This window comes from Micromonospora sp. L31, assembly GCF_052068075.1.
Classification (GTDB): domain Bacteria; phylum Actinomycetota; class Actinomycetes; order Mycobacteriales; family Micromonosporaceae; genus Micromonospora; species Micromonospora purpureochromogenes.
In genome coordinates, this window is the sequence record NZ_JBQHDC010000001.1 from 559,279 (window position 1) to 581,924 (window position 22,646).

At 73.1% G+C, this 22,646-nt stretch carries 21 protein-coding genes; 17 read left to right on the forward strand and 4 right to left on the reverse strand.

Features of this window, described 5'->3' with window-relative positions:
* Positions 1-47 precede the first annotated feature (47 nt).
* The 3 genes from ACTMS9_RS02750 to ACTMS9_RS02760 all read left to right on the forward strand — a co-directional run bounded on the left by ACTMS9_RS02750 (position 48) and on the right by ACTMS9_RS02760 (position 2,413).
* On the forward strand, positions 48-353 hold the full coding sequence (locus ACTMS9_RS02750; protein ID WP_154940070.1) for a type II toxin-antitoxin system VapB family antitoxin: 306 nt from the start codon (positions 48-50) through the stop codon (positions 351-353).
* A gap of 32 nt (positions 354-385) precedes the next feature.
* Positions 386-1,549 carry an acyl-CoA dehydrogenase family protein gene (locus ACTMS9_RS02755; RefSeq protein ID WP_346536829.1) on the forward strand — a complete coding sequence of 388 codons (1,164 nt, stop codon included), beginning with the start codon at positions 386-388 and terminating at the stop codon, positions 1,547-1,549.
* 99 nt (positions 1,550-1,648) lie between these two features.
* Positions 1,649-2,413 (forward strand): DUF4230 domain-containing protein, encoded by a 765-nt coding sequence (locus ACTMS9_RS02760; protein ID WP_441164039.1) that lies wholly within the window; start codon positions 1,649-1,651, stop codon positions 2,411-2,413.
* A gap of 58 nt (positions 2,414-2,471) precedes the next feature.
* On the opposite strand, the gene ACTMS9_RS02765 is transcribed toward ACTMS9_RS02760, so the two are convergent.
* A complete protein-coding gene (locus ACTMS9_RS02765; protein WP_154940064.1) occupies positions 2,472-2,675 on the reverse strand; it encodes a PspC domain-containing protein in 204 nt (67 codons plus the stop codon).
* A gap of 712 nt (positions 2,676-3,387) precedes the next feature.
* Between ACTMS9_RS02765 and ACTMS9_RS02770 the strand changes: the two genes are divergently transcribed.
* From ACTMS9_RS02770 to ACTMS9_RS02815, 10 genes are all read left to right on the forward strand, one after another.
* Entirely contained in the window at positions 3,388-4,758 is a 1,371-nt protein-coding gene (locus ACTMS9_RS02770) for an L-serine ammonia-lyase (RefSeq protein ID WP_441149002.1), read from the forward strand.
* Positions 4,759-4,816: 58 nt separating this feature from the next.
* Positions 4,817-5,644, forward strand: a complete 828-nt coding sequence (locus ACTMS9_RS02775) for an ABC transporter permease (RefSeq protein WP_441149003.1) — start codon at positions 4,817-4,819, stop codon at positions 5,642-5,644.
* Position 5,645: 1 nt separating this feature from the next.
* Positions 5,646-6,389: an ABC transporter ATP-binding protein gene (locus ACTMS9_RS02780; protein ID WP_154940058.1), complete on the forward strand. Its 744-nt coding sequence runs from the start codon at positions 5,646-5,648 to the stop codon at positions 6,387-6,389.
* Entirely contained in the window at positions 6,386-8,338 is a 1,953-nt protein-coding gene (locus tag ACTMS9_RS02785; protein WP_441164040.1) for a DUF5941 domain-containing protein, read from the forward strand. Before ACTMS9_RS02780 ends, ACTMS9_RS02785 begins: the two co-directional genes overlap by 4 nt.
* A gap of 17 nt (positions 8,339-8,355) precedes the next feature.
* Positions 8,356-10,533, forward strand: coding sequence for a bifunctional glycosyltransferase/CDP-glycerol:glycerophosphate glycerophosphotransferase (locus ACTMS9_RS02790; protein ID WP_441164041.1), 2,178 nt, complete (start codon positions 8,356-8,358; stop codon positions 10,531-10,533).
* A gap of 138 nt (positions 10,534-10,671) precedes the next feature.
* Positions 10,672-11,979: an ABC transporter ATP-binding protein gene (locus tag ACTMS9_RS02795; RefSeq protein ID WP_441149006.1), complete on the forward strand. Its 1,308-nt coding sequence runs from the start codon at positions 10,672-10,674 to the stop codon at positions 11,977-11,979.
* A 91-nt stretch (positions 11,980-12,070) separates the two neighbouring features.
* Entirely contained in the window at positions 12,071-13,111 is a 1,041-nt protein-coding gene (locus tag ACTMS9_RS02800; RefSeq protein WP_441164042.1) for a hypothetical protein, read from the forward strand.
* A 286-nt stretch (positions 13,112-13,397) separates the two neighbouring features.
* Positions 13,398-13,865, forward strand: a complete 468-nt coding sequence (locus ACTMS9_RS02805; RefSeq protein WP_441164043.1) for a DUF4442 domain-containing protein — start codon at positions 13,398-13,400, stop codon at positions 13,863-13,865.
* 58 nt (positions 13,866-13,923) lie between these two features.
* A complete protein-coding gene (locus tag ACTMS9_RS02810; protein WP_154940048.1) occupies positions 13,924-14,673 on the forward strand; it encodes a beta-phosphoglucomutase family hydrolase in 750 nt (249 codons plus the stop codon).
* Positions 14,670-17,039 (forward strand): glycoside hydrolase family 65 protein, encoded by a 2,370-nt coding sequence (locus tag ACTMS9_RS02815; protein WP_441164044.1) that lies wholly within the window; start codon positions 14,670-14,672, stop codon positions 17,037-17,039. Before ACTMS9_RS02810 ends, ACTMS9_RS02815 begins: the two co-directional genes overlap by 4 nt.
* 57 nt (positions 17,040-17,096) lie before the next feature.
* On the opposite strand, the gene ACTMS9_RS02820 is transcribed toward ACTMS9_RS02815, so the two are convergent.
* On the reverse strand, positions 17,097-17,276 hold the full coding sequence (locus ACTMS9_RS02820) for a hypothetical protein (protein ID WP_441164045.1): 180 nt from the start codon (positions 17,274-17,276) through the stop codon (positions 17,097-17,099).
* A gap of 193 nt (positions 17,277-17,469) precedes the next feature.
* Between ACTMS9_RS02820 and ACTMS9_RS02825 the strand changes: the two genes are divergently transcribed.
* Positions 17,470-18,129, forward strand: a complete 660-nt coding sequence (locus ACTMS9_RS02825) for a dienelactone hydrolase family protein (RefSeq protein ID WP_441164046.1) — start codon at positions 17,470-17,472, stop codon at positions 18,127-18,129.
* 255 nt (positions 18,130-18,384) lie between these two features.
* Here ACTMS9_RS02825 and ACTMS9_RS02830 read toward each other — a convergent pair whose 3' ends face one another.
* Positions 18,385-19,521 carry an AI-2E family transporter gene (locus ACTMS9_RS02830; RefSeq protein ID WP_441164047.1) on the reverse strand — a complete coding sequence of 379 codons (1,137 nt, stop codon included), beginning with the start codon at positions 19,519-19,521 and terminating at the stop codon, positions 18,385-18,387.
* Between the two features lie 260 nt (positions 19,522-19,781).
* Between ACTMS9_RS02830 and ACTMS9_RS02835 the strand changes: the two genes are divergently transcribed.
* The 3 genes from ACTMS9_RS02835 (at position 19,782) to ACTMS9_RS02845 (ending at position 21,654) form a co-directional block, all read left to right on the forward strand.
* Positions 19,782-19,964, forward strand: a complete 183-nt coding sequence (locus ACTMS9_RS02835) for an antitoxin (protein ID WP_210777169.1) — start codon at positions 19,782-19,784, stop codon at positions 19,962-19,964.
* Positions 19,965-20,153: 189 nt separating this feature from the next.
* Positions 20,154-21,362, forward strand: coding sequence for a cytochrome P450 (locus tag ACTMS9_RS02840; RefSeq protein WP_441164048.1), 1,209 nt, complete (start codon positions 20,154-20,156; stop codon positions 21,360-21,362).
* A 43-nt stretch (positions 21,363-21,405) separates the two neighbouring features.
* The gene (locus ACTMS9_RS02845) at positions 21,406-21,654 is read left to right on the forward strand and encodes a ferredoxin (protein WP_441149015.1); all 249 of its coding nucleotides are present in this window, start codon (positions 21,406-21,408) and stop codon (positions 21,652-21,654) included.
* Positions 21,655-21,705: 51 nt separating this feature from the next.
* Here ACTMS9_RS02845 and ACTMS9_RS02850 read toward each other — a convergent pair whose 3' ends face one another.
* Positions 21,706-22,608 carry an SMP-30/gluconolactonase/LRE family protein gene (locus ACTMS9_RS02850; protein WP_441149016.1) on the reverse strand — a complete coding sequence of 301 codons (903 nt, stop codon included), beginning with the start codon at positions 22,606-22,608 and terminating at the stop codon, positions 21,706-21,708.
* Positions 22,609-22,646 lie beyond the last annotated feature (38 nt).

A 22,646-nucleotide genomic window follows, 5' to 3' on the forward strand; every position in this document is an offset into this window, starting at 1 on the left:
CGGCTCCGCGCCGACGGTCGGCCCGGCCACGGGGAGGGGAGCGTGCCGTGATCTTCAGAGCGGTCCGGGACGGGCGTCCGTACCCGGAGCACAACTTCACGCTCAAGCAGTGGGCGGAGATCCCGCCGCGCCCGCTGCGGCTGGACCAGCTCATCACCACCAAGCGGGAGCTGGCGCTGGACAAACTCCTCGCCGAGGACTCGACCTTCTACGGCGACCTCTTCCCGCACGTCGTGCAGTGGAACGGCGGGCTCTACCTGGAGGACGGGCTGCACCGGGCGCTGCGCGCGGCGTTGCAGCAGCGCAACCAGATCCACGCCCGGGTGCTGGTGCTCGGCGGCCAGGAGGGATGACGCCCTCCTGACGACTCGTTAAGGTGGCCCCCATGACCGCACCCCTGGACCTGCTCGACGTGGATGCCTCGCTGAGCGAGGAGGAGCGGCAGATCCGCGCCGTCGTGCGCCAGCTCATCGACGACCGGGTACGCCCGCACGTCGCCGACTGGTACGAGCAGGGCCACGTGCCGGCCCGCGAGCTGGCCCGGGAGTTCGGCAAGCTCGGCCTGCTCGGCATGCACCTGACCGGGTACGGCTGCGCCGGCGCCTCGGCGGTCGCGTACGGGCTGGCCTGCCTGGAGCTGGAGGCCGGCGACTCCGGCATCCGCTCGCTGGTCTCGGTGCAGGGCTCGCTCGCCATGTACGCCATCTGGCGCTACGGCAGCGAGGAGCAGAAGCAGCGCTGGCTGCCGGCGATGGCGGCCGGCGAGGCGATCGGCTGCTTCGGCCTGACCGAGCCCGACCACGGCTCCGACCCGGCCTCGATGGCCACCAGGGCGCGCCGCGACGGCGACGACTGGGTGCTCAACGGCGCCAAGATGTGGATCACCAACGCGCCGATCGCCGAGGTCGGCGTGATCTGGGCCCGCACCGACGAGGGCGTACGTGGTTTCGCCGTACCCATGGACACGCCGGGGGTGACGGCGCGCGAGATCCGGCAGAAGATGTCGCTGCGCGCCTCGCTGACCGGCGAGATCGCTCTCGACGACGTCCGGCTGCCGGCGGACGCCCAGCTGCCCGGGGCGATCGGGCTGAAGGCCCCGCTGAGCTGCCTGACCGAGGCCCGGCACGGCATCGTCTGGGGCGCGCTCGGCGCGGCCCGCGACTGCCTGTCGACGGCGCTGGACTACGCGACCACCCGGACCCAGTTCGGCCGGCCGCTGGCCGGCTTCCAGCTGACCCAGGCCAAGCTCGCCGACATGGCCGTCGAGTGGAACAAGGGCTACCTGCTGGCGCTGCACCTGGGCCGGCTCGCCGACGCCGGGAAGCTGCGCCCGGAGCAGGTCAGCGTGGGCAAGCTGAACAACGTGCGGGAGGCGCTGGCGATCGCCCGCCAGTGCCGGACGATCCTCGGCGCGAACGGCGTCTCGGGCGAGTACCCGGTGATGCGGCACGCCAACAACCTGGAGAGCGTGCTGACCTACGAGGGCACCTCGGAGATCCACCAGCTGGTCATCGGGCAGAAGCTGACCGGCCTCTCCGCCTTCGCCTGAGCCGGGGCTTCACCCGATCGGGTCGCTCGACGCGCGGGTGTCGTATCCGGCACGTACCGTCATCGCTAGACGACGTGTCTGACGAGGACGGTGAGGGCCATGGCCCGCGACGGTGACATCAACGAGCCCACCAGGGAGTTCCCCGGCTACCCGACCGCCGACACGCTTCCGGCCCGGTCGGACGACACCTCCCCGCCGCGGCCGGGCGGGTCGGCACCCTCAGGCGGGCCCGCCCGGAGCCTGCTCATGGTGCTGGGCGCGGCGGCGCTGGCGGTGGTGGTGCTGCTCGGCGCCCAGGCGACCGGGATCTTCCCCGACTTCCGCAATCCCTTCGCCAAGGAGCAGACCGACCGCAGCCAGCCGCCGCTGCTCAAGTCGATCCAGGACCTCAGCCGCTACGTCGCCGCCGAGGGCAACTTCCAGGTCGTGGTCGACCTGCAGAACGACCGCAACAACGTGCCCGAGTTCCTGCTCAAGCAGCGGACCCTCTTCGTCGGGGCGGGCAGCGTGGAGGCGTACGTCGACTTCACCAAGATCTCCGAGGGCGCGGTGGTCGAGTCCGCCGACGGCAAGTCCGTCGAGATCAAGCTGCCGGCGCCGCAGCTCGGCAAGACCAACCTCGACCTGCAGAAGAGCTACGTCTTCGCCGAGGAGCGCGGCCTGCTCAACCGGCTCGGCGAGCTGGTCAACGGTGACCCCAACCGGCAGCAGCAGGTCTACCAGCTCGCCGAGGAACGGATCACCGCGGCGGCGCGCGACAGCGGGCTGACCCAGCGCGCCGAGGAGAACACCCGCAAGATGCTGGAGGGCCTGCTCCGCTCGCTCGGCTACGAGAAGGTCACCGTCACCTACACCGCCCCCTGACCCACAACCGGCAGCGCCCGCCCCGAGATGTCGGGGCGGGCGCTGCCGTGCGGGAAGGTCAGTAGCGGGTGGCGGCGCGGTCCTCGTTCGGCATCAGCACCCAGAGCACCAGGTACACGATCACCTGGGTGCCGGGCAGCAGCAGCGACAGCAGGAACAGCAGCCGGATCATGAACGCCGAGGTGTTGAACCGGCGGGCCAGGCCGGCGCAGACGCCGGCGAGCATGCGCCCCTCGCGGGGCCGGACCAGTTTGCGACTCATCGTCGTACTCCCACTCTGCGGCGATCCGCCGCTCTGGAATCAACGGTAGGAAGGGGTGGCCACCGCGCCCTCCGTCCGAAGACGGATCCGGCGGCCCCGTACCCGTAGGTGGTTACCCGCGCCGCCCCCGCCCGACGCCCCACCGCCCCTGCGTCCCGCCGCGCCGCCCGCACGGTTTGCGGCGTGTCGCGGTGTCCGGGCCGGCTGATACCGCGACTCGCCGCAAGTCGCGGCGCCACCCTCCGTCGCGGCCGATGCTGGCCCGCGGCCCGTCTCACCGTTTGCGGTGTGTCGCGGTGTCCGGGCCGGCGGACACCGCGACTCGCAGCAAGTCGCGGCGCGCCTCCGCGCGGCTGATGGCGGCCCGCGGCCCGTCTCGCCGTTTGCGGCGTGTCGCGGTGTCCCGGGCGACGGTCACCGCGACACGCCGCAAATCGCGGTGTCCGGGCCGGCGGACACCGCGACTCGCCGCAAACCGCGCCGCGTCCCGGGCGAAGACGCCGGCCGGGCCGCGGATCGGTGAGGGTGGCGGAGGGTGGCGGGATGTGTCGTCACCTGCGGCGGAAGGGCGGGAGGTGCGGCGGGCGGGTAGGCTCGCCGGTCGGATGCCGTCCACCACCCCGGGCGGTGCCGCCGGCCGCCGGAGACCCCGGCGGGCGGAACCCGGGTCGGACCCGGCACCACCGGGCGCGACGGCGAGGAAAGTGCAGCCATGATCAGTGTTTTCGACCTCTTCAGCGTCGGCATCGGGCCGTCCAGCTCGCACACCGTGGGCCCGATGCGGGCCGCGCGGACGTTCGTCGCCGGGTTGAAGGGCGACGGACTGCTCGCCGACGTCGTCCGGGTCCAGGCCGAACTGTTCGGGTCGCTCGGCGCCACCGGGCACGGGCACGGCAGTGGCCCGGCCGTGCTGCTGGGGCTGGAGGGCGAGGCGCCGGAGACGGTCGACACCGACACCGTCGGCCCCCGGGTCGCCGCGATCCGCGCCGAGGGCCGGCTGCACCTGCTCGGCGTGCAGGAGATCGACTTCGACCCGGACCGGGACCTGGTGCTGCACCGCCGCCGGTCGCTGCCGTACCACCCGAACGGGATGACGTTCGCGGCCTACGACGCCGCCGGCGCGCAGGTCAGGGCCCGTACCTACTACTCCGTGGGCGGCGGGTTCGTGGTGGACGAGGCGGCCGCCGGGGCGGACCGGATCAAGCCCGACACGACCCGGGTGCGGTACCCCTTCTACACCGGCGCCGAACTGCTCGACGTGACCGCCTCGACCGGGCTGTCGATCAGCGAGGTGATGCTGGCCAACGAGTGCTCCTGGCGCAGCGAGGCCGACGTGCGGGCCGGCCTGCTGGAGATCTGGCGGGTGATGCGGGAGTGCGTGGTGGCCGGCTGCGAGCACGACGGCGTCCTGCCCGGTGGGTTGAAGGTTCGCCGCCGCGCCGCCGAGCTGCGCCGGAGCCTGGAGGCGGAGACCGACTCCACCGACCCGCTGCGCGCGATGGACTGGGTGACGCTCTTCGCCCTCGCCGTCAACGAGGAGAACGCCGCCGGCGGTCGGGTGGTGACCGCCCCGACCAACGGCGCGGCCGGGATCATCCCCGCGGTGCTGCACTACTACACCCGGTTCACGCCGGACGCCAGCGACGACGGGGTGGTCCGCTTCCTGCTGGCCGCCGGCGCGATCGGCGTGCTGTTCAAGGAGAACGCCTCGATCTCCGGCGCCGAGGTCGGCTGCCAGGGCGAGGTCGGCTCGGCCTGCTCGATGGCCGCCGCCGGGCTGGCCGAGGCCCTCGGTGGCACGCCGGCGCAGGTGGAGAACGCCGCCGAGATCGGCATGGAGCACAACCTCGGGCTGACCTGCGACCCGGTCGGGGGGCTGGTGCAGATCCCGTGCATCGAGCGGAACGCGGTGGCTAGCATCAAGGCGATCACCGCCACCCGGCTGGCGCTGCGTGGGGACGGGGTGCACGCCGTCTCGCTGGACAAGGTCATCAAGACCATGCGGGAGACGGGCGCCGACATGAAGGTCAAGTACAAGGAGACGGCGCGCGGCGGCCTGGCCGTCAACGTGATCGAGTGCTGAGGGGCGTTCGTTCACCGACTGCTAACCTGTCGTCCGTCCTGGGAGGCGGGAGGCGACGGTGACCGCTGGCGTCGCGGCGTTGTGGTCGCACCGCAACTCGCTGCGGATCCTGGTCAAGCGGGACCTCGCGGTGAAGTACCAGCAGTCGGTGCTCGGCTACTTCTGGTCGCTGATCGAACCGCTGGGCATGGGGGCGATCTACTTCTTCGTCTTCGGCGTGCTCTACTCCGGCGACACGGAGCAGCACCTCGGGCAGGCCGCCGAGTCGTACCCGCTCTTCCTGATCACCGGCATCTTCGCCTGGATGTGGACCAGTTCGGCGCTGAGCGAGGCGACCAACGCGCTGACCGGGCAGTCCCGCCTGATCACCACGATGAACGTGCCCCGGCAGGTCTTCCCGATCGGCCGGGTCACCGGCCGGTTCGCCGAGTACGCCGCCGGCCTGCCCATCCTCTTCGCCGTCGCCGCCGTCTACGCCGCGCACGGCAGGATCCACCCCGGCTGGTCGCTGCTCGCCCTGCCGCTGGCCGTGCTGGTGCAGGCCACCCTGCTGGTCGGGCTGTCGCTGCTGCTCTCGGCGGTCAACGTGCTGATGCGCGACGTCGAGCGCTTCATGCGGCTGATCATCCGGGTGCTCTTCTACGCCACGCCGATCATCTACCCGCTGAGCCTGGTCCGGGAGTCCGGGATGCCGGGCTGGGTGAAGGTCGCCTACGAGCTCAACCCGCTGGTCGGCATCTTCCAGCTCCAGCACGCGATCTGGTACCCGGACGAGTTCCCCGACGCCCGGCTGCTGGCCACCACGGTCGCCGGCAGCCTGCTGCTGCTGGTCGCCGGCTGGTGGGCGTTCCGCCGGCTCGAACCCGCCGTGCTCAAGGAGCTGTGAGGTGGCGCCGATCATCGAGGCCGAGGGCCTCGGTATCCGCTTCGTCCGCAACCGCCGGCGGCAGCTGAGGCTGCGTGAGCTGTTCATCCACCGGGGCGGGCGGGGCGCCGCGTCCGGGCAGTTCTGGCCGCTGCGGGACGTCTCCTTCACCGTCGAGCCCGGCGAGACGGTCGGCGTGATCGGGCGCAACGGCACCGGCAAGAGCACGCTGCTGCGGCTGATCGCCGGGGTGCTCATCCCCGACGAGGGGCGGATCCGGGTGCGCGGCGACGTCGCCCCGCTGCTGGAACTCTCCGCCGGTTTCTCCAACGACCTCACCGGGCGGGAGAACCTCTACCTCGTCGGCGGCCTGCACGGGCTGTCGTCGGCGTACCTGAAGCGGAACTTCGACGACATCGTCTCGTTCGCCGGCGAGCAGGTGGAGCGGGCCATCGACACCTCGGTCCGGCACTACTCGTCCGGAATGAAGGTCCGGCTCGGGTTCGCCATCATCTCCCACCTGCCGCACCCGATCCTGCTGATGGACGAGGTGACCGCGGTGGGCGACGCGGAGTTCCGCAAGAAGTGCTATTCGACGATCGACCGATTGCTCGCGGAGGGGCGCACCTTGGTGCTGGTGTCACACAACGAGAAGGACCTGACCCGGTTCTGCCGTCGGGGGCTCTACCTCGACGGCGGGCGGCTGACCGTGGACGGCACGGTCGCCGAGGCGCTCGACGCGTACCACGCCGCGGTTCCGCGGTGACGCTCGCGATCGTGCTCGCCGCCGGTGCGCCGGCCGCGGGCCTGCCCACCGGCGCCGGGGAGACGCTCGCCGACCGGCTGGCCGCCCAGTGGCGCCGGGCCGGGGCGGACGAGGTGCGCGCCGTCGCCGACCTGGACGAGCTGGCCGCCCTGGTGGGCGCCGCCAGCGGCCCGGTGATCGTCAGCGGGGCTGACCTGGTCGCGCACACCGCCGTACTGAAGCACCTGGCGACCAGCCCGGTCGGCCCGACGGTGGCCCTGGTGCTCACCGACCCGCCGGCCACCGGCCGCACGGCCGTGCGCGAGGAGCGCGGCCAGGTGGTCGAGGCCGGGCCGGAACTGGCCGACGCCACCGGCGTCTTCGGCGGCGCACTGCGGGTCGGCGTGGAGGACCTGCCGGCGCTGGCGGCCGCCGCCCGGGCCGCCGCCGCCCGGCCCGCGACCGGGCCCGCCGTGGACGGGCTCTTCGCCGCGCTCACCGCGCTCGGCACGCTGACCTTCGCCCACCGGGTACGCCTGCTCGTGGCGCACCGGGTCGGCGACGCCGCCGGGCTGCACGCCGCCGAGGCGGCGCTGGCGGGGGTGGACGAGGACAAGGCCGAGCTGCGACTGTCAGTCAAGGAGCGGGACGACTTCTTCACCACCTACTTCGTCAGCACCTGGTCGCCGTACGTGACGAAGGCGGCGGCCCGGATCGGCCTCGGCCCGACCGCCGTGACCGTGCTGTCGGTGCTCTTCGCGGTCGCCGCGGCGGTGCTGTTCGCGGTCGGCGGCCGGCCCGCGCTGGTCAGCGGGGCGGTGCTGCTCTACCTCGGCTTCGTGCTCGACTGCGTGGACGGCCAGCTGGCCCGCTACACCCGGAACTTCAGCGCCTGGGGCGGCTGGCTGGACACGATGGCCGACCGGGCGAAGGAGTACGTGGTCTACGCGGGCCTCGGCTACGGGGCGACGGCCGCCGGCTTCCGGTACGGCTGGGCCCTCGCCATCGCCGCGATGACGCTGCAAACCGTGCGGCACATGACCGACACCTGGTACGGCGTGCTGCACGACGAGGCGGCCCGCCGCCCGAAGACGTCGGTGGGCGGGGGTGGCGGTGGGATCGGTGACCGGCTGAACGCCGCCTCGACCCGGGTGCAGGCCGACACCGGCTCGGTGTCGTACTGGCTGAAGCGGACGGTGGTCTTCCCGATCGGCGAGCGGTGGGCGCTGATCGCGCTGACCGTGGCGCTGTTCAACCCGCTGGTCAGCCTGGTCGCGGTGCTGGTCTGGGGGATGCTGGCGTTCGCGTACACCGGGGCGCTGCGCACCTTGCGGGCGCGCTGGATGTGGGTGCCGGTGCTCGACACGGTCGACGCCACGCTGCACCGCGACGACGGTCCGCTGGCGGCGCGGCTGCCGGTGGTCCGCCCGATGGGCCCGCTGACGCTGGCGGTGCTGGCGGCGCTGGGCCCGGCGGCGCTGCTGGTCGCGGCGCTGCTGACCGACGACGGCGGGCTGCGCTGGTGGGTGCCGGTGGCGCTGCTGGTGCTGCTGGTCGCCGGGCTGGGGGCCGGCGCGGCGCACAACGGGCCGCTGGACTGGCTGGTTCCGGCCGCCCTGCGGGCCGGGGAGTACCTGTTCGCCATCGCCGTCGGGGTGGTCGGCGGCGCGCCGGCCTGGCTGGTCTTCGGCTACGTTCTCGTGCTCACCCTGCACCACTACGACCTGACGGCCCGGCTGGAGAAGCGACAGGCGGCCCCGCCGCTGCACCGCTGGACGCTGGGCTGGGAGGGGCGGTCCGTGCTGCTGGCGCTGGCGGCGATCGCCGGAATTGTGAGTATCGGTCTGGCTACACTCGGTACGTACCTTCTCGTGGGATTCGTGGCGAGTGTCGTCCTGGCCTGGGTCGTCCTGCCGGCCCGCGCCGCGCGGGTGACGGCCGTTCCGGTCGGAGGCGGTTCGCCGGGCTGACCAAGGGGGCGGCCGGGATGGCCCTGATCAGCTTCGTCGTACCGGCCTACCGGGTGCAGGGCTACCTGCGTGAGTGTCTGGACTCGATCCTCGGGCAGCCCTTCGACGACCTCGAGGTGATCGGCGTTGACGACGCCTCGCCGGACGCCGTCGGCGACATCCTCGACGAGTACGCCGCCCGCGACCCCCGGGTCCGGGTGCTCCGGCTACCCCGCAACGTCGGGCTCGGTCCGGCCCGCAACGCCGGGCTGGACCGGGCCGTCGGCGAGTACGTCTGGTTCGTCGACGGCGACGACTGGCTCGCCCCGGACTGCCTGCCCGAGGTCGCCGACCGGCTGCGGGGCGCCCGCCCGGACGTCCTCGTGGTGGACCACGTCCGGGCGCACTGGAACGACACCGCCACCCGCAGCGCCATGGCCGAGGTGTTCCCGGAGCCGCCCGGCGAGGCCACCTTCCGGCTGCGGGACCGGCCGGAGACCCTGCACCTGCTGCACACCGCCTGGAACCGGGTGGTCCGCCGGGAGTTCCTGGTCGACCTCGGGCTGCGCTTCGCCCCCGGCTGGTACGAGGACGTCTCCTTCACCTATCCGGTGCTGCTGGCCGCCGAGCGGATCGCCGTGCTCGACCGGGTCTGCGTCAACTACCGGCAGCGGCGGGCCGGGGCCATCACCCGGACCCGGGGAGACCGGCACTTCGAGGTCTTCGCGCAGTGGCACCGGGTGTTCGCGCTGATGGACCGCTGGGGGCCGGCGGTGGCCGAGCTGCGCCCGGCGGTCTTCGAGCGGATGGCCTGGCACCACCTGACCGTGCTCGGCAACGGCGAACGGATCGCCCCCGCGCTGCGCCCGGCGTTCTTCGCCCAGATGACCGCCGACCACCGGCGCTTCCGGCCGCCCGAGGGCTACCCCGCGCCGGACGGGCTGGAAGGGCTCAAGCACCGGCTGGTCGCGGCGGGCCGGTGGCGGACCTTCAGCGCGTTGCGCGCGGCGAACCAGGCCCGAGCGACGGCCCGCGGCACCGCCCGGCGGGCGCTGCCGGTGGCCCGGCGTACCGCGCGGCTGACCCGGGACGCGGTGCTGCGCGAGTACTACCGGGCCGAGCTGCGCCGGCCGATCGACCCGACACTGGCCGTCTACGCCGCCTACTGGTACCGCGGGTACGCCTGCAACCCGGCCGCGATCCACGCCGCCGCCCGTCGGCTGGCCCCGCAGGTCCGCGGGGTGTGGATCGTCCGGCGGGACCGGGTGGACACCCTGCCGCCCGGCACCGAGTACGTGGTCGCCGGCACCCCCGGCTACTACCGGACGCTGGCCCGGGCCCGGTGGCTGGTGAACAACGTCAACTTCCCCGACTTCGTCCGCAAGCGACCCGGCTCGGTGCACGTGCAGACCCACCACGGCACGCCGGTGAAGGTGATGGGCCTGGACCAGCAGCGTTTCCCGCTCGGCGCGGGCGGGATGGACTTCGCCGGGCTGCTGCGCCGGGTGGACCGCTGGGACTACAGCATCACCTCGAACAGCTTCTCCACCCAGATGTGGGACCGGGCCTACCCGGCCTCGTACACCACGTTGGAGGTCGGCTACCCGCGCAACGACCGGCTGGTCACCGCCACCGCCGAACAGGTCCGGGAGATCCGGGACCGGCTCGGCATCGGACCGGACGAGCGGGTGGTGCTGTACGCGCCGACGCACCGCGAACACCTGCCCCGCTACCGCCCGCCGTTCGACCCGGGGCGGTTGCTCGACGTGCTCGGGCCGTCGGGGCGGCTGCTGATCCGCAGCCACTACTTCCACGACCGGGCCGGCCGGGCCCGCCGGCGTACCGGGGGCCGGGCGGTCGACGTCAGCGACCACCGCTGCGTGGAGGACCTCTATCTCGCGGCCGACGTGCTGGTCACCGACTACTCGTCGGCGATGTTCGACTACGCCGTCCTGGACCGCCCGATTGTCGTGTACGCGCCGGACCGCGACGCGTACGCGCTGGCGCGGGGCGTCTACTTCGACGTGACCGCCGAACCGCCCGGCGCCGTCGCGCTCACCTTCGCCGAGCTGCTGGACCTTTTCCGCTCCGGCGCGGTGACCGGGGCGGAGGCCCAGCGGGCGCGACAGCGGTTCCGGGGCCGGTTCTGCACCTTGGACGACGGGCACGCCGCGGAGCGGGTGGTCCGTCGGGTCTTCCTCGACGATCCCGCCTGACGCTGTGGTCCCGTCGACGGGGCCGCCGCCGGTAATAGGACCGTCATGACCGCAACATCGCACGTTTACCCGATGTGCTGATCCGATGATGCTCGTCACAGTCAAGCGCGGGGTTCGGCCGAGCTGGGGGAGGAGACGGTGACCACCGTCGCGCTCAAGGATGTCACCAAGGTGTTCCCGGACGGGACGCTCGCGGTCGACAGCGTCAATCTGGACGTCAACGACGGCGAGTTCATGGTGCTGCTCGGTCCCTCGGGCTGCGGCAAGTCCACCGTGCTGCGGATGGTCGCCGGCCTGGAGGACCCGAGTTCCGGCGCCGTGATGCTCGACGGCGAGGTCGCCAACGACCTGCCGCCACGGGAGCGCAGGATCGCCATGGTCTTCCAGGACTTCGCGCTCTATCCGCACATGACCGTCGGGGACAACATCGCCTTCCCGCTGCGACTGGCCGGTGTGGAGCCGGCCCCGCGCGGGGAGCGGGTGCAGGACGTCGCGGGCGCGCTCGGCATCGGGGACGTCCTCGGCCGCAAGCCGAGCCAGCTCTCCGGCGGCCAGCGGCAGCGGGTGGCCATGGGGCGGGCGATAGTGCGCCGTCCGGGGCTCTTCCTGATGGACGAGCCGCTCTCCAACCTGGACAGCGGTCTGCGCGCCGAGCTGCGCGCGGAGATTTCCGGGCTGACCCGGGAGCTGGGCGTCACCACCATCTACGTCACGCACGACCAGGCCGAGGCGCTGACCATGGCCGACCGGGTCGCCATCATGCGCAAGGGCGTCCTCCAGGACGTGGGCACACCGACCCAGGTGTACGGCCGGCCGGCCACCCTCTACGTCGCGGCGTTCCTGGGCAGCCCCCGGATGAACCTGCTGGAGGCGTCGGTCTACGTCCACCTCGACCGGTACGTGACCCTCACCCTCGGCGAGCAGGCGCTCTACCTGCCCTGGGACGACATCCGCAGCCGGGCGGTGGCGCACTACCACGGCGAGCGGATCGTGATCGGGATGCGGGCCGAGGCGCTGACGCCGGTCGCGCCGGACACCTCCGGCGACGTGCTCCAGGGCCGGGTCCGCTACCTGGAGCACCACGGGCACGAGTCGCTGGCCTTCCTCGACATCGGCGCCACCGCGATCGTGGTGGACGAGATGGGCGCCACGACCGACGACGCACCGGCCGGGCAGCGCGGGCTGCGCCGGTTCGGGCAGGTCATGCAGCGGCTCACCGGCCGGGCCGGCGAGCTGGAGCCGATCTCCGCCCCGACCGGGGGCGGCAACCGGACCAGCGTGCTCCCCGACCCGGGGCGCCACCACCGCCGCCCCGCCGAGCTGGCGGTACGCCTCGCCCCGTACCCGGCGATCTCGGCGGGTCACCCGATGTCGGTCGCCGTACGGATGGACGCCCTGCACTTCTTCGACGAGCGCGGCGACCGGATCGACGTCGGCTGGCGCTGAGCCGTCAGGGCGGGGCTGCGGGCGACCGGGCCGATGCCCTACGGTCAGCGCACCCAGTCCACTGAGCACCGCCTGTAGAGAGGGGCCCGCCGTGTCGGGTGACCGTCCGAGCCCGCTCGTGATCGAGCGGATCCTGCGTGATCGGCAGGGCATCTGGCAGCAGATCGTCGCCGACGACGACCTGAACGCGCTGACCGGGCGGATGCTGGCCAGCTCCGCCGTCGCACTGGCCTGCTACGGGGCGGTGCTCGGCGCGTTCCACGGCGTGCTGATGGCGTTGACCTCGGCGGTCAAGCTGCCGCTGCTCTTCCTCATCACCCTGGCCATCTGCCTGCCCACGCTCTACCTGTTCAACCTGGTGTTCGGGGCCCGGCTGTCGGTACGCCAGTCGGTGGCCCTGGTGATGGTGGCGATCACCGTCACCTCGATGCTGGCGGTGGCGTTCGCCCCGATCAGCCTCTTCTTCCTGATCACGGCACCGGACTACGGCTTCTTCAAGCTGCTGAACGTGGCGATCCTGACGCTGTCGGCGGTGGTCGGGCTGCGCTTCCTCACCGGCGGGATGCAGGTGCTCAACGCGCACGGCCTGCTCGCCCCGTCGGCCGCCGCCGCTGCCAATGGCACGCAGGCCGCCGTGGCCGCCCCGGCCGCGCAGGCCGCCGTACCGGCCCAGCCGGCGTCCGGTGAGCCGGTCGCGGAGCCGGTGGCCGTGGGGGCGGGCGCGAACGGCGCGAACGGCACCACGCCGGCCGCCGAGGCGCAGCCGGTGGCCGTCGTCCCCGCGCAGCCGGTGGCCGTCGTCCCCGCGCAGCCGGCCGTCGGCGTCCCGGCGCAGCCGGTCGTGCTGGCCGGCCACCCGATGGCGGCCTTCCCGCCCGGGATGGTGCCGCCGGGGTACGCCGGTGCGGGCCGGCCGTGGGCCACCCCGCCGGTGCGGCGCGGCGAGTCGGAGCGGCCGGCCAGCATGACCCTGCTGTACGTCTGGATCCTGCTCTTCGGCTTCGTCGGCACCCAGCTCGCCTGGACCCTGCGCCCGTTCGTCGGCAGCCCGGGCGAGGACTTCGCGCTGTTCCGCAGTATCGAGGGCAACTTCTACGCGGAGATCCTCCGTACCCTCGGCAACCTGTTCTGACCACCGCCGTCGAGGGCGATGCCCTCGGCGCGACCGGACGATGTCCGCACGAGCGTCATGCCTGACAGACATAAATATGCCTGTCAGGCATGACGCTTGCCGGGGGATCGCTACCCGCGCGGTGACGCGGCGTGACGCGTGAGCGGGCGACAGGCGCGGGCCCGACCCGTTCGACCTGAGCCGACGGCACCGGGCCGTGACCGGGCCGGTCGAGTGCGGCCGGCGACCCGAAATTGCTGGTCGCTGGTGGCTTGCCGGAAAAGTTACTGGCTAGTAACGTCGGGGCATGTCCATCGACTCGCGCCAGGTGGCGGCCGGGATGCTCCAGGCCGTGCCGTTCGCCCGTACCCTCGGCTTCGAGTTCGTCGAGGTCGCCCCGGAGGCCCACGGCGGGGTCCGGGCTGTGGTCCGGCTGCCCGACACGCCGGCCACCCACAACCACGTCGGCGGTCCGCACGCCGGAGCCATGTTCACCCTCGGCGAGACCGCGTCCGGCACGGTGGTGATGGCCGCCTTCGGCCACCTGCTCGACCGCGCGGTGCCGCTCGCCGTCCGGGCCGACATCGCGTACCGGAAGCTGGCCATGGGGCCGGTGCTGGCCACCGCCCGGCTCGGTCGCACGCCGGCCGAGGTGGTCGCCGAGCTCGACGCCGGGCAGCGGCCGGAGTTCCCCGTGGAGGTGGAGATCGGCACCGAGGACGGCACCGTCACCGGCACGATGACCGTCGTCTGGACGCTGCGCCCCAACCGCTGACGCACCGGCACCTGACGAAACGGGTTTGTTCGGGCGGTGGGCTGGATAGATTCGTACCGTGCTGGGCCTACCTGCTCATGTGTCCGCCTGTCTCTTCGATCTGGACGGTGTGCTGACGCAGACCGCCAAGGTGCACAACGCCGCCTGGAAGCAGACCTTCGACGCGTTCCTGGCGCGCCGGGCGGCGGCCACCGGTGAGCCGTTCAAGCCGTTCGACCCCGGGCCGGACTACAACCGGTACGTGGACGGCCGGCCCCGCGCCGACGGCGTCCGGTCCTTCCTCGCCTCCCGGGGTGTGGTGCTGCCGGAGGGCAACCCCGACGACCCGCCCGAGGCGGACACGGTCAACGGGGTCGGCAACCGCAAGAACGTCGTCCTGCTGGAGCGGATCCACCACGACGGGGTCGAGGTCTACCCGGGCTCGGTGACGTACCTGCGGGCGGCCGTCGCGGCCGGGCTGCGCCGCGCGGTGGTCTCGGCCAGCGCGAACTGCCGCGACGTGGTCGCCGCCGCCGGCCTGGAACCGCTGCTCGAGGCGCGGGTCGACGGTCTGGTGGCGCGGGCCGAGGGGCTGCGCGGCAAGCCGCACCCGGACACCTTCCTGGCCGGCGCGAAGCTGCTCGGGGTCGACCCGGTCAACGCCGCGGTCTTCGAGGACGCCCTCGCCGGGGTGGCCGCCGGGCGGGCCGGCGGCTTCGGCTACGTGGTCGGCGTCGACCGGGTCGGCCAGGCCGACGAGTTGCGCGACCAGGGCGCCGACATCGTGGTCACCGACCTCTCCGACCTGCTGAAGGGGACGGCGGCATGATCCGCGAACGCGCCTATCCGGTCGAGCCCTGGCACATCCGGGAGACCCGGCTCGACATGGACGTGCTGGCCCAGTCCGAGTCGGTCTTCGCGCTCTCCAACGGGCACGTGGGGCTGCGCGGCAACCTCGACGAGGGGGAGCCGCACGGCCTGCCCGGCACCTACCTCAACTCCTTCTACGAGCTGCGCCCGCTGCCGTACGCGGAGGCCGGCTTCGGCTTCCCCGAGTCGGGCCAGACCATCGTCAACGTCACCAACGGCAAGCTGATCCGGCTGCTGGTCGACGACGAGCCGCTCGACCTCCGGTACGGCGAGCTGCTGAGCCACGAGCGGATCCTCGACCTGCGCGCCGGCACCCTGCACCGGGAGATGCACTGGCGCTCCCCGGCCGGGCGCGAGGTCAAGGTCCGCAGCACCCGCCTGGTCTCCTTCACCCAGCGGGCGGTCGCCGCGATCAACTACGAGGTGGAGGCGGTGGACGGGCCGCTGCGGCTGATCCTCCAGTCCGAGCTGGTCGCCAACGAGACCCTGCCCGCGCAGAGCCGCGACCCGCGGGTGGCCGCCGTGCTGGAGTCGCCGTTGCAGGCCGAGGAGGAGCTGACCACCGACGACGGCGGGCTGCTCATCCACCGCACCAAGGTCAGCGGCCTGCGGGTGGCCGCCGAGATGGGCCACGACGTGTTCGCCCCGGCGAAGTTCACCGTCGAGTCCGAGGGCTACCAGGACTGGGTGCGGACCACCATCGGCTGCGTGCTCAAGCCCGGCGAGACGCTGCGGGTGGTCAAGTACCTCACGTACGGCTGGTCGAGCAAGCGGTCGCTGCCGGCGCTGCGCGACCAGGTCGGCGCGGCGCTGGCCGCCGCCCGGCTGGACGGCTGGGAGGGCCTGCGCCGGGAGCAGCGGGAGTACCTCGACGAGTTCTGGGACGCCGCCGACGTGCGGGTCGAGGGCGACCCGGAGGTGCAGCAGGCGGTCCGCTTCGGGCTGTTCCACGTCCTGCAGGCCGGTGCCCGGGCCGAGCGGCGACCCATCTCGGCCAAGGGCCTGACCGGCCCCGGGTACGACGGGCACGCGTTCTGGGACACCGAGATGTTCGTGCTGCCGGTGCTCACCTACACCCAGCCGTCCGCCGTCCGGGACGCGCTCTACTGGCGGTACTCGACGCTCGGGCAGGCCCAGGAGCGGGCCCGGACGTTGAACCTCCAGGGCGCCGCCTTCCCCTGGCGGACCATCGAGGGCCCCGAGTCGTCGGCGTACTGGCCGGCCGGCACCGCCGCCTTCCACATCGCCGCCGACGTGGCCGACGCGCTGCGCCGCTACCTGCTGGTCACCGACGACGACCAGCTGGAGCGGGAGATCGGCCTGGAGCTGCTGGTGGAGACGGCCCGGCTCTGGCGCTCGCTGGGCCACCACGACCGCAGCGGTCGGTTCCACGTCGACGGGGTGACCGGGCCGGACGAGTACACCGCCGTCAAGGACGACAACATCTACACCAACCTGATGGCGCAGCGGAACCTGCTCACCGCCGCCGACTGCGCGATGCGCTACCGGGACGAGGCGATCGACCTCGGGGTGACCGAGGAGGAGGCGGCCCAGTGGCGGGACGCCGCGAACGCCATGTACATCCCGTACGACAAGGGGCTGAAGGTCCACCAGCAGGTGGAGGGCTTCACCCGGTTGCAGGAGTGGGACTTCGAGCACACCCCGCCGGAGAAGTACCCGCTGCTGCTGCACTACCCGTACTTCGACTTGTACCGCAAGCAGGTGGTCAAGCAGGCCGACCTGGTGCTGGCCATGCACTGGCGGGGTGACGCCTTCACCGCCGACGAGAAGCTGCGCAACTTCCTCTACTACGAGCGGCGTACCGTCCGGGACTCCTCGCTGTCGGCCTGCACCCAGGCGGTGATGGCGGCCGAGGTCGGGCACCCGGAGCTGGCCCACCGCTACCTGCGCGAGGCCGCGCTGATGGACCTGCACGACCTCAACGAGAACACCCGCGACGGGGTGCACATGGCCTCGTTGGCCGGCGCGTGGATCGCGTTGGTCTCGGGTTTCGGCGGCCTGCGCGACCACGACGGGACGCTGTCGTTCTCGCCGCGCCTGTCCAGTCGGCTCAGCCGGCTGGAGTTCTCGTTGCAGTGGCGCTCGCTGCGGCTGCGGGTGGATGTCCGGCCGCACCAGACCACGTACTCGCTGCGCAACGGCGGGCCGGACACGGTGCTGGAGCTGCGTCACCACGGCGAGAAGATCACCGTGACCAGTTCCCTGCCGGTCACCGTCCCGGTGCCGACGCCCGATCCGCCCGGCCCGGCGCCCGAGCAACCCCCGGGTCGGTCCCCGCTGCTGCACCTTCCCGAGGAGGGCTGACCAGACCGACCGGCCACGAGGTCGGCGGCGTACCGCCAACCTCGTGGCCGGAAAGGGTCAGAACTGGCGGCCGTTGGAGGGACGGCCCCCCGCGTCGCGCGGAGCCATCGCGGCCGGGTCGTCCGCCGTGCGGGCCCGGGCCGCCTCGTCCGCCCAGTCCCGGCCGCGCTCGGCGTCCCGTTCGCGTTCTTCCTGCTCGGCCGTCCGGGTCTGCTGCCTGGACTTCTGCTTAGCCATGGCGATCCTCGCGATCCGTCGGGGCGCCGGGCACGCCGGCGCCGTCGTGCGGTCACCCTGCGGCTTCCCGAGGTCGTCGGCGGCAAACGCCGGGGCGACCGCCGCAGCCCGTCGGGGCCGCCCCCGCTTGGGTACCGGCGGCGCGGGTAAGCCCGCCGGGCCGGTGCGAATCCGACGGTACGGAGGGGTGCAGATGCGGACAGGAAGCAACGAGGTGACCATCCCGGCGGCCGGCGTCGGGCTCCCGGCGGACGTGACCGTCCCGGAGGGCGCGAACGGCGTGGTGCTCTTCGCCCACGGCAGCGGCAGCTCGCGGCACAGCCCGCGCAACACGGCGGTGGCCGGGGTGCTGCGGAGCCGGGGTGCCGCCACCGTGCTGGTCGACCTGCTCACCCCGGAGGAGGACGCGGTCGACGCCGTCACGGCCGAGCTGCGCTTCGACATCGGCCTGCTCGCCGACCGGCTTGCCGGCATCGTCGACTGGCTGGGCACCGAGCCCACGCTGGGCCGGCTGCCGGTGGGCCTGTTCGGGGCGAGCACCGGTGCGGCGGCGGCGCTGGTCGCCGCGGCGGGGCGGCCGGACCGGGTGGCCGCGGTGGTCTCCCGGGGCGGACGACCGGACCTGGCGGGCCCCGCGCTCACCGGGGTACGCGCGCCGACGCTGATGCTGGTCGGTGGCCTGGACGAGCAGGTGATCACGCTCAACGAGCAGGCCGCCGCGGCGCTCACCGCGCCGCACGAGCTGCGGATCGTGCCCGGCGCCACCCACCTCTTCGAGGAGCCCGGTGCGCTGGAGCAGGTGGCGGCCGACGCGGCCGACTGGTTCGCCGCCCACCTCCGCGTCCCCGCCTGACCCTCCCACCCACCCCGCCCCGCGAGCGCGGCCCGCTCCGCGAGTGCGGCCCACTCCGCGAGCGGGGCCGACTCCGCAAGCGCGGCCCGCTCCGCGAGAGCGCACTTTCACGGAAAGCGTGGCTATTCGGCGCGCGATAGCCACTCTTTCCGTGAAGGTGCCTGCCGTGTCTGTGCGCGTGCCCTGCCCGTGTTTCCGTGCCGTGGCCGTGCCGCGTGTGCCTGTGCCGGGCCGAGGTCGGGCGGGGTGGGCGGGTCAGGCGTGGGTGGGGGGTGGGGAGGGGCGGGTGGTGGCGATCCGTTCGCGGTGGCGCTGGACGGTGTCGATCACCCGGTAGGCGACGGCGGCGATCGGCACCGAGACGAAGGCGCCGGCGACCCCGGCGATCAGCGTGCCCGCGGTGACCACCACCAGGATCACCGCCGGGTGCAGCTGCACCTGCCGCTTCATGATCAGCGGTTCCAGCAGGTTGCCCTCGATCTGCTGCACGGCGATCACCGCGAGCAGCACCAGCAGCGCCGTCGTCGGGCCCTTGGCGGCGAGCGCCACCAGGACGGCGACCGTACCGGCGACCGTGGCGCCGATGATCGGCACGAAGCCGCCGAGGAAGGTGATCAGCGCCAGCGGCAGGGCGAGCGGCACCCGCAGCAGCACCAGGGACAGCCCGATGCCGATCGCGTCGATCGCCGCGATGATCATCGTCCCCCGGCTGTACGCGCCAAGGGTCTGCCAGCCGGCCCGGCCGGCCTCGGCGGTCAGCTCGCGGTTCGGGCCAGTCGTCCGGCGCAGCACCCACTGCCACATCGTTCGGCCGTCCTTGAGCAGGAAGAAGAGCAGCACCAGGGCGAGCAGGGCGGAACCGACGACCTCGGCTGCCGTCCGGGCCCCGCCCACCAGGTCGAAGCCCCCGCCCATGCCGGAGCGCACCTGCTGGATCAGCTTGTCCAGCTGCGCGTCGCTGACCGGCAGGGTGGAGGTGACGAAGTCCCGGCTGCGCTGGACGCCCTCGCCGAGTTCCTTGCTCAGCTCGCTGAACTGGGCGGCGGTCAGGTTCCACACCAGCACGCCGACCCCGACCAGGATGCCCAGCAGCAGCAGGAGCGACAGCAGCGCCGCCAGCGCGGGCGGGACTCGCAGCCGGCGCAGGCGCAGCAGCACCGGATCGAGCAGCGCGGTGAGGAAGAGCGTGACCGCCACGGCGATCGCCAGCGGCGCCAGCAGCACCGCCACCCGACCCAGCAGGTAGAGCGCGAACACCACGACCACCAGGCAGGCGCTCCACACCACCGCCGTGCGGACCAGCCAGGGCAGCGCCGCCCAGGCCTGCCGTGGCGCCGGCCGGGCGCCTGCCGCCGTCACCTCGGGCGTACGCCCGGCACCGTCCTCGTCCACGTCGATCCTCCTCGGTCTCGGCGGGATCGATACCCGTACGGCCCTGCTCCGACACCCGTCGGTGGATCAACGCCGTCCCGGGCAGGTGGTTCCGCTCTGGACAGTCCCGGCCGCGCGGCCGGGCAGGCGCCGCCGGGCATGGCCGCCGAGGGACGCTCGCCTGCGCCACTGCCGCCGAGACGTGGGCGTACGACAGGGGCCGGGGTGTTTGCGGCCGGGACCGGAGGGAACGCAGCAGGTACCGAGCGAGGAGGACCGTGGTGAGTGACTTCATGGACAAGGCCAAGGACATGGCCGACAAGCACGACAAGCAGGTCGACCAGGGCCTGGACAAGGCCGGCGAAGCCGCCGACCAGCGCACCGGCGGCAAGTACGACGAGCAGACCGACAAGGCCGTCGACATGGCGCAGGCGCGCACGGGTGAGGGCGACCAGGGCCGCTGACCTCGCGCTTCCGCTGCCGGACCGCCCTCGGGTGGTCCGGCAGCGGCGTGTCCGGGGACGGGCACGCTCTGGTCAGCATCGACCGGGCTCGCTACGATCCGCAGTCGTGGCATGACTCACTGTGGAGTCGTGCGGAGCGACGGCCCCGCCCGGCACGGCGGGCCGCGGACCCAGAGGGAGCCACCCCCGGTGACCGAGACTGCCCAGCCGACCATCCCGCAGCCCTACCCGTTCAGCGACCCCCACCGGCTCGACATCGACCCCCGCTACGCCCGGCTGCGTCAGGAGCAGCCGTTGACCCGGATCCGGATGCCGTTCGGCGAGCCCGCCTGGCTGGCCACCCGGCACGCCGACGTCCGGGTCGTGCTCGGTGACCCCCGGTTCAGCCGAGCCGCCTCGGTGGGCCGTGACGAGCCCCGGAACAGTCCACGACAGACCGACACGGGCATCCTCCAGATGGACCCGCCGGAGCACACCCGGCTGCGCCGGCTGGTGGCGAAGGCGTTCACCGCCCGCCGGGTGGAGGAGCTGCGCCCGCGTACCCGGTCGGTCGCCGGGGAACTGGTCGAGGTCATGGTCGCCGCCGGGCCGCCGGCCGACCTCGTCGCCGACCTGGCCACCCCGCTGCCGATCCGGGTGATCTGCGACCTGCTCGGGGTGCCGGTCACCGACCAGGACCGCTTCCACACCTGGTCGGAGGCGGTCGTGTCGACCACCTCGCTGCCGCCCGAGGTGGCCGAGAGCTACGTCGAGCAGCTGCTGGGGTACATGGCCGGGCTGATCGCCCAGCGGCGCGCCGAGCCGACGGACGACCTGATCGGCGCGATGGTCCGGGCCCGGGACGAGCACGCCGACCGGCTCAGCGAGGAGGAGGTCGTCCGGCTGGCCGCCGGCCTGCTCGCCGCCGGCCACGAGACCACCGTGACCCAGATCCCCAACATGGTGTACGTCCTGCTGACCGAGCCGGACGGCTGGGAGCGGCTACGGGCCGACCCGGCCCTGGTGCCGACGGCGGTCGAGGAGCTGATGCGCTTCATCCCGCTCGGCGCGACCGCCGCCTTCCCCCGGTACGCCCTCGAGGACGTCGAACTCGGCGGCGAGCTGGTCCGGGCCGGCGAGCCGGTGGTCGTGTCGATCCACTCGGCCAACCGGGACGAGCGGGTCTTCGCCGACCCTGACCGGCTGGACCTGGGCCGGGAGGTCAATCCGCACGTCGGGTTCGGCCACGGCGTGCACCACTGCGTCGGCGCGCAACTGGCGCGGATGGAACTCCAGGTGGTGCTGGAGACCCTGCTGCGGCGTACCCCCGGTCTGCGGCTCGCGGTGCCGGAGTCGGAGCTGACGTGGAAGAGCGGCCTGCTGGTCCGGGGTCTGACCGCGATGCCGGTGTCCTGGTGAGCCCGGTGCGGGGTCCGGCGGTGGTGACCGGTCGGTGGCGCCGGTGAGCGCCGGGAGCGCGGCGGGCGACGCCGCGCGCTGGCGGGTCTTCGTCGACCCGACCCGGTGCATCGGATCGGGGATCTGCGCGGGAGCCGCGCCCGCCCACTTCGTGCTGGTGGACGGGCTCTCCCGCCCGCTGGCCGAGCGGATCGCCCCGGCGGATGAGGTGCTGGACGCCGCCGAGTCGTGCCCGATGGAGGCCATCATCGTGTCCGACGCCGAGGGGAGCCGGATCGCGCCGGAGCCGTGAGCGCGGCGCGCCCGGGTGGCCGGCGGCATCGACCACCCGGACGCCGACCGGTCACCAGCCCGGGTAGCGGACGCCGCTGATGTTGACCCGCAGCGTGTAGAGCGAGCTGGAGGCGCAGAGGTAGAGGTGGTTGCGCTTCGGGCCGGCGAAGGTGAAGTTGGCGACCACCTCCGGCATGTGCAGCTTGCCGAGGAGGGTGCCGTCCGGGTCGAAGCAGTGCAGGCCGTCGTGCGCGGCCACCCAGACCCGGCCGGCCTCGTCCAGGCGTACGCCGTCGAAGGAGCCGGCGTCACAGGTGGCGAAGACCTCGCCCCCGGCGAGCGTGCCGTCGTCGCGGACGGCGAAGCGGCGCAGGTGCTTGTGTCGGGTGTCGACCACGTACAGGGTGGACTCGTCGGCGCTGAAGGCCAGGCCGTTGGGTTGCCCGAAGTCGTCGGCGACCAGCCGCACCTCGCCGCTGTCCGGGTCGACGCGGTAGACGTGGTTGCCGCCGATCTCCGACTCGCCCCGGTTGCCCTCGTAGTCGCTGTCGATGCCGTAGCTCGGGTCGGTGAACCAGATCGACCCGTCGGAGCGCTCGACCACGTCGTTCGGGCTGTTCAGCCGCTTGCCGCGCCACCGGTCGGCCAGCACGGTGTCGGAGCCGTCCGGCTCGGTGCGGGTGACCCGGCGGTTGCCCTGCTCGCAGCTGAGCAGCCGGCCGCGCCGGTCGACGGTGTGCCCGTTGGCGTACCCGGCGCTGTGCCGGAACACGCCCACCGCGCCGGTGGTCTCGTCCCAGCGCAGCACCCGGTCGTTAGGGATGTCGCTGAAGAGCAGGTACCGCCCGGCGGGGAACCAGGCCGGCCCCTCCAGCCACCGCCCGCCGGTCCACAGGCACTCGACCCACTCGTCGCCGTTGACCCGCCGGAACCGCTCGTCGCACACCTCGAACCGGGTCCTGAACCTGTCCACCGTCTGCCACCCCCTGTGATCGTGTTCGGCATGACGCT

What these genes read in the sequence shown, in the direction of transcription:
- ACTMS9_RS02755 (WP_346536829.1), top strand. Translation starts at nt 386, where the DNA reads ATGACCGCACCCCTGGACCTGCTCGACGTGGATGCCTCGCTGAGCGAG.
- ACTMS9_RS02770 (WP_441149002.1), top strand. Translation starts at nt 3,388, where the DNA reads ATGATCAGTGTTTTCGACCTCTTCAGCGTCGGCATCGGGCCGTCCAGC.
- ACTMS9_RS02815 (WP_441164044.1), top strand. Translation starts at nt 14,670, where the DNA reads ATGATCCGCGAACGCGCCTATCCGGTCGAGCCCTGGCACATCCGGGAG.
- ACTMS9_RS02790 (WP_441164041.1), top strand. Translation starts at nt 8,356, where the DNA reads ATGGCCCTGATCAGCTTCGTCGTACCGGCCTACCGGGTGCAGGGCTAC.
- ACTMS9_RS02760 (WP_441164039.1), top strand. Translation starts at nt 1,649, where the DNA reads ATGGCCCGCGACGGTGACATCAACGAGCCCACCAGGGAGTTCCCCGGC.
- ACTMS9_RS02825 (WP_441164046.1), top strand. Translation starts at nt 17,470, where the DNA reads ATGCGGACAGGAAGCAACGAGGTGACCATCCCGGCGGCCGGCGTCGGG.
- ACTMS9_RS02765 (WP_154940064.1), bottom strand. Translation starts at nt 2,675, where the DNA reads ATGAGTCGCAAACTGGTCCGGCCCCGCGAGGGGCGCATGCTCGCCGGC.
- ACTMS9_RS02820 (WP_441164045.1), bottom strand. Translation starts at nt 17,276, where the DNA reads ATGGCTAAGCAGAAGTCCAGGCAGCAGACCCGGACGGCCGAGCAGGAA.
- ACTMS9_RS02805 (WP_441164043.1), top strand. Translation starts at nt 13,398, where the DNA reads ATGTCCATCGACTCGCGCCAGGTGGCGGCCGGGATGCTCCAGGCCGTG.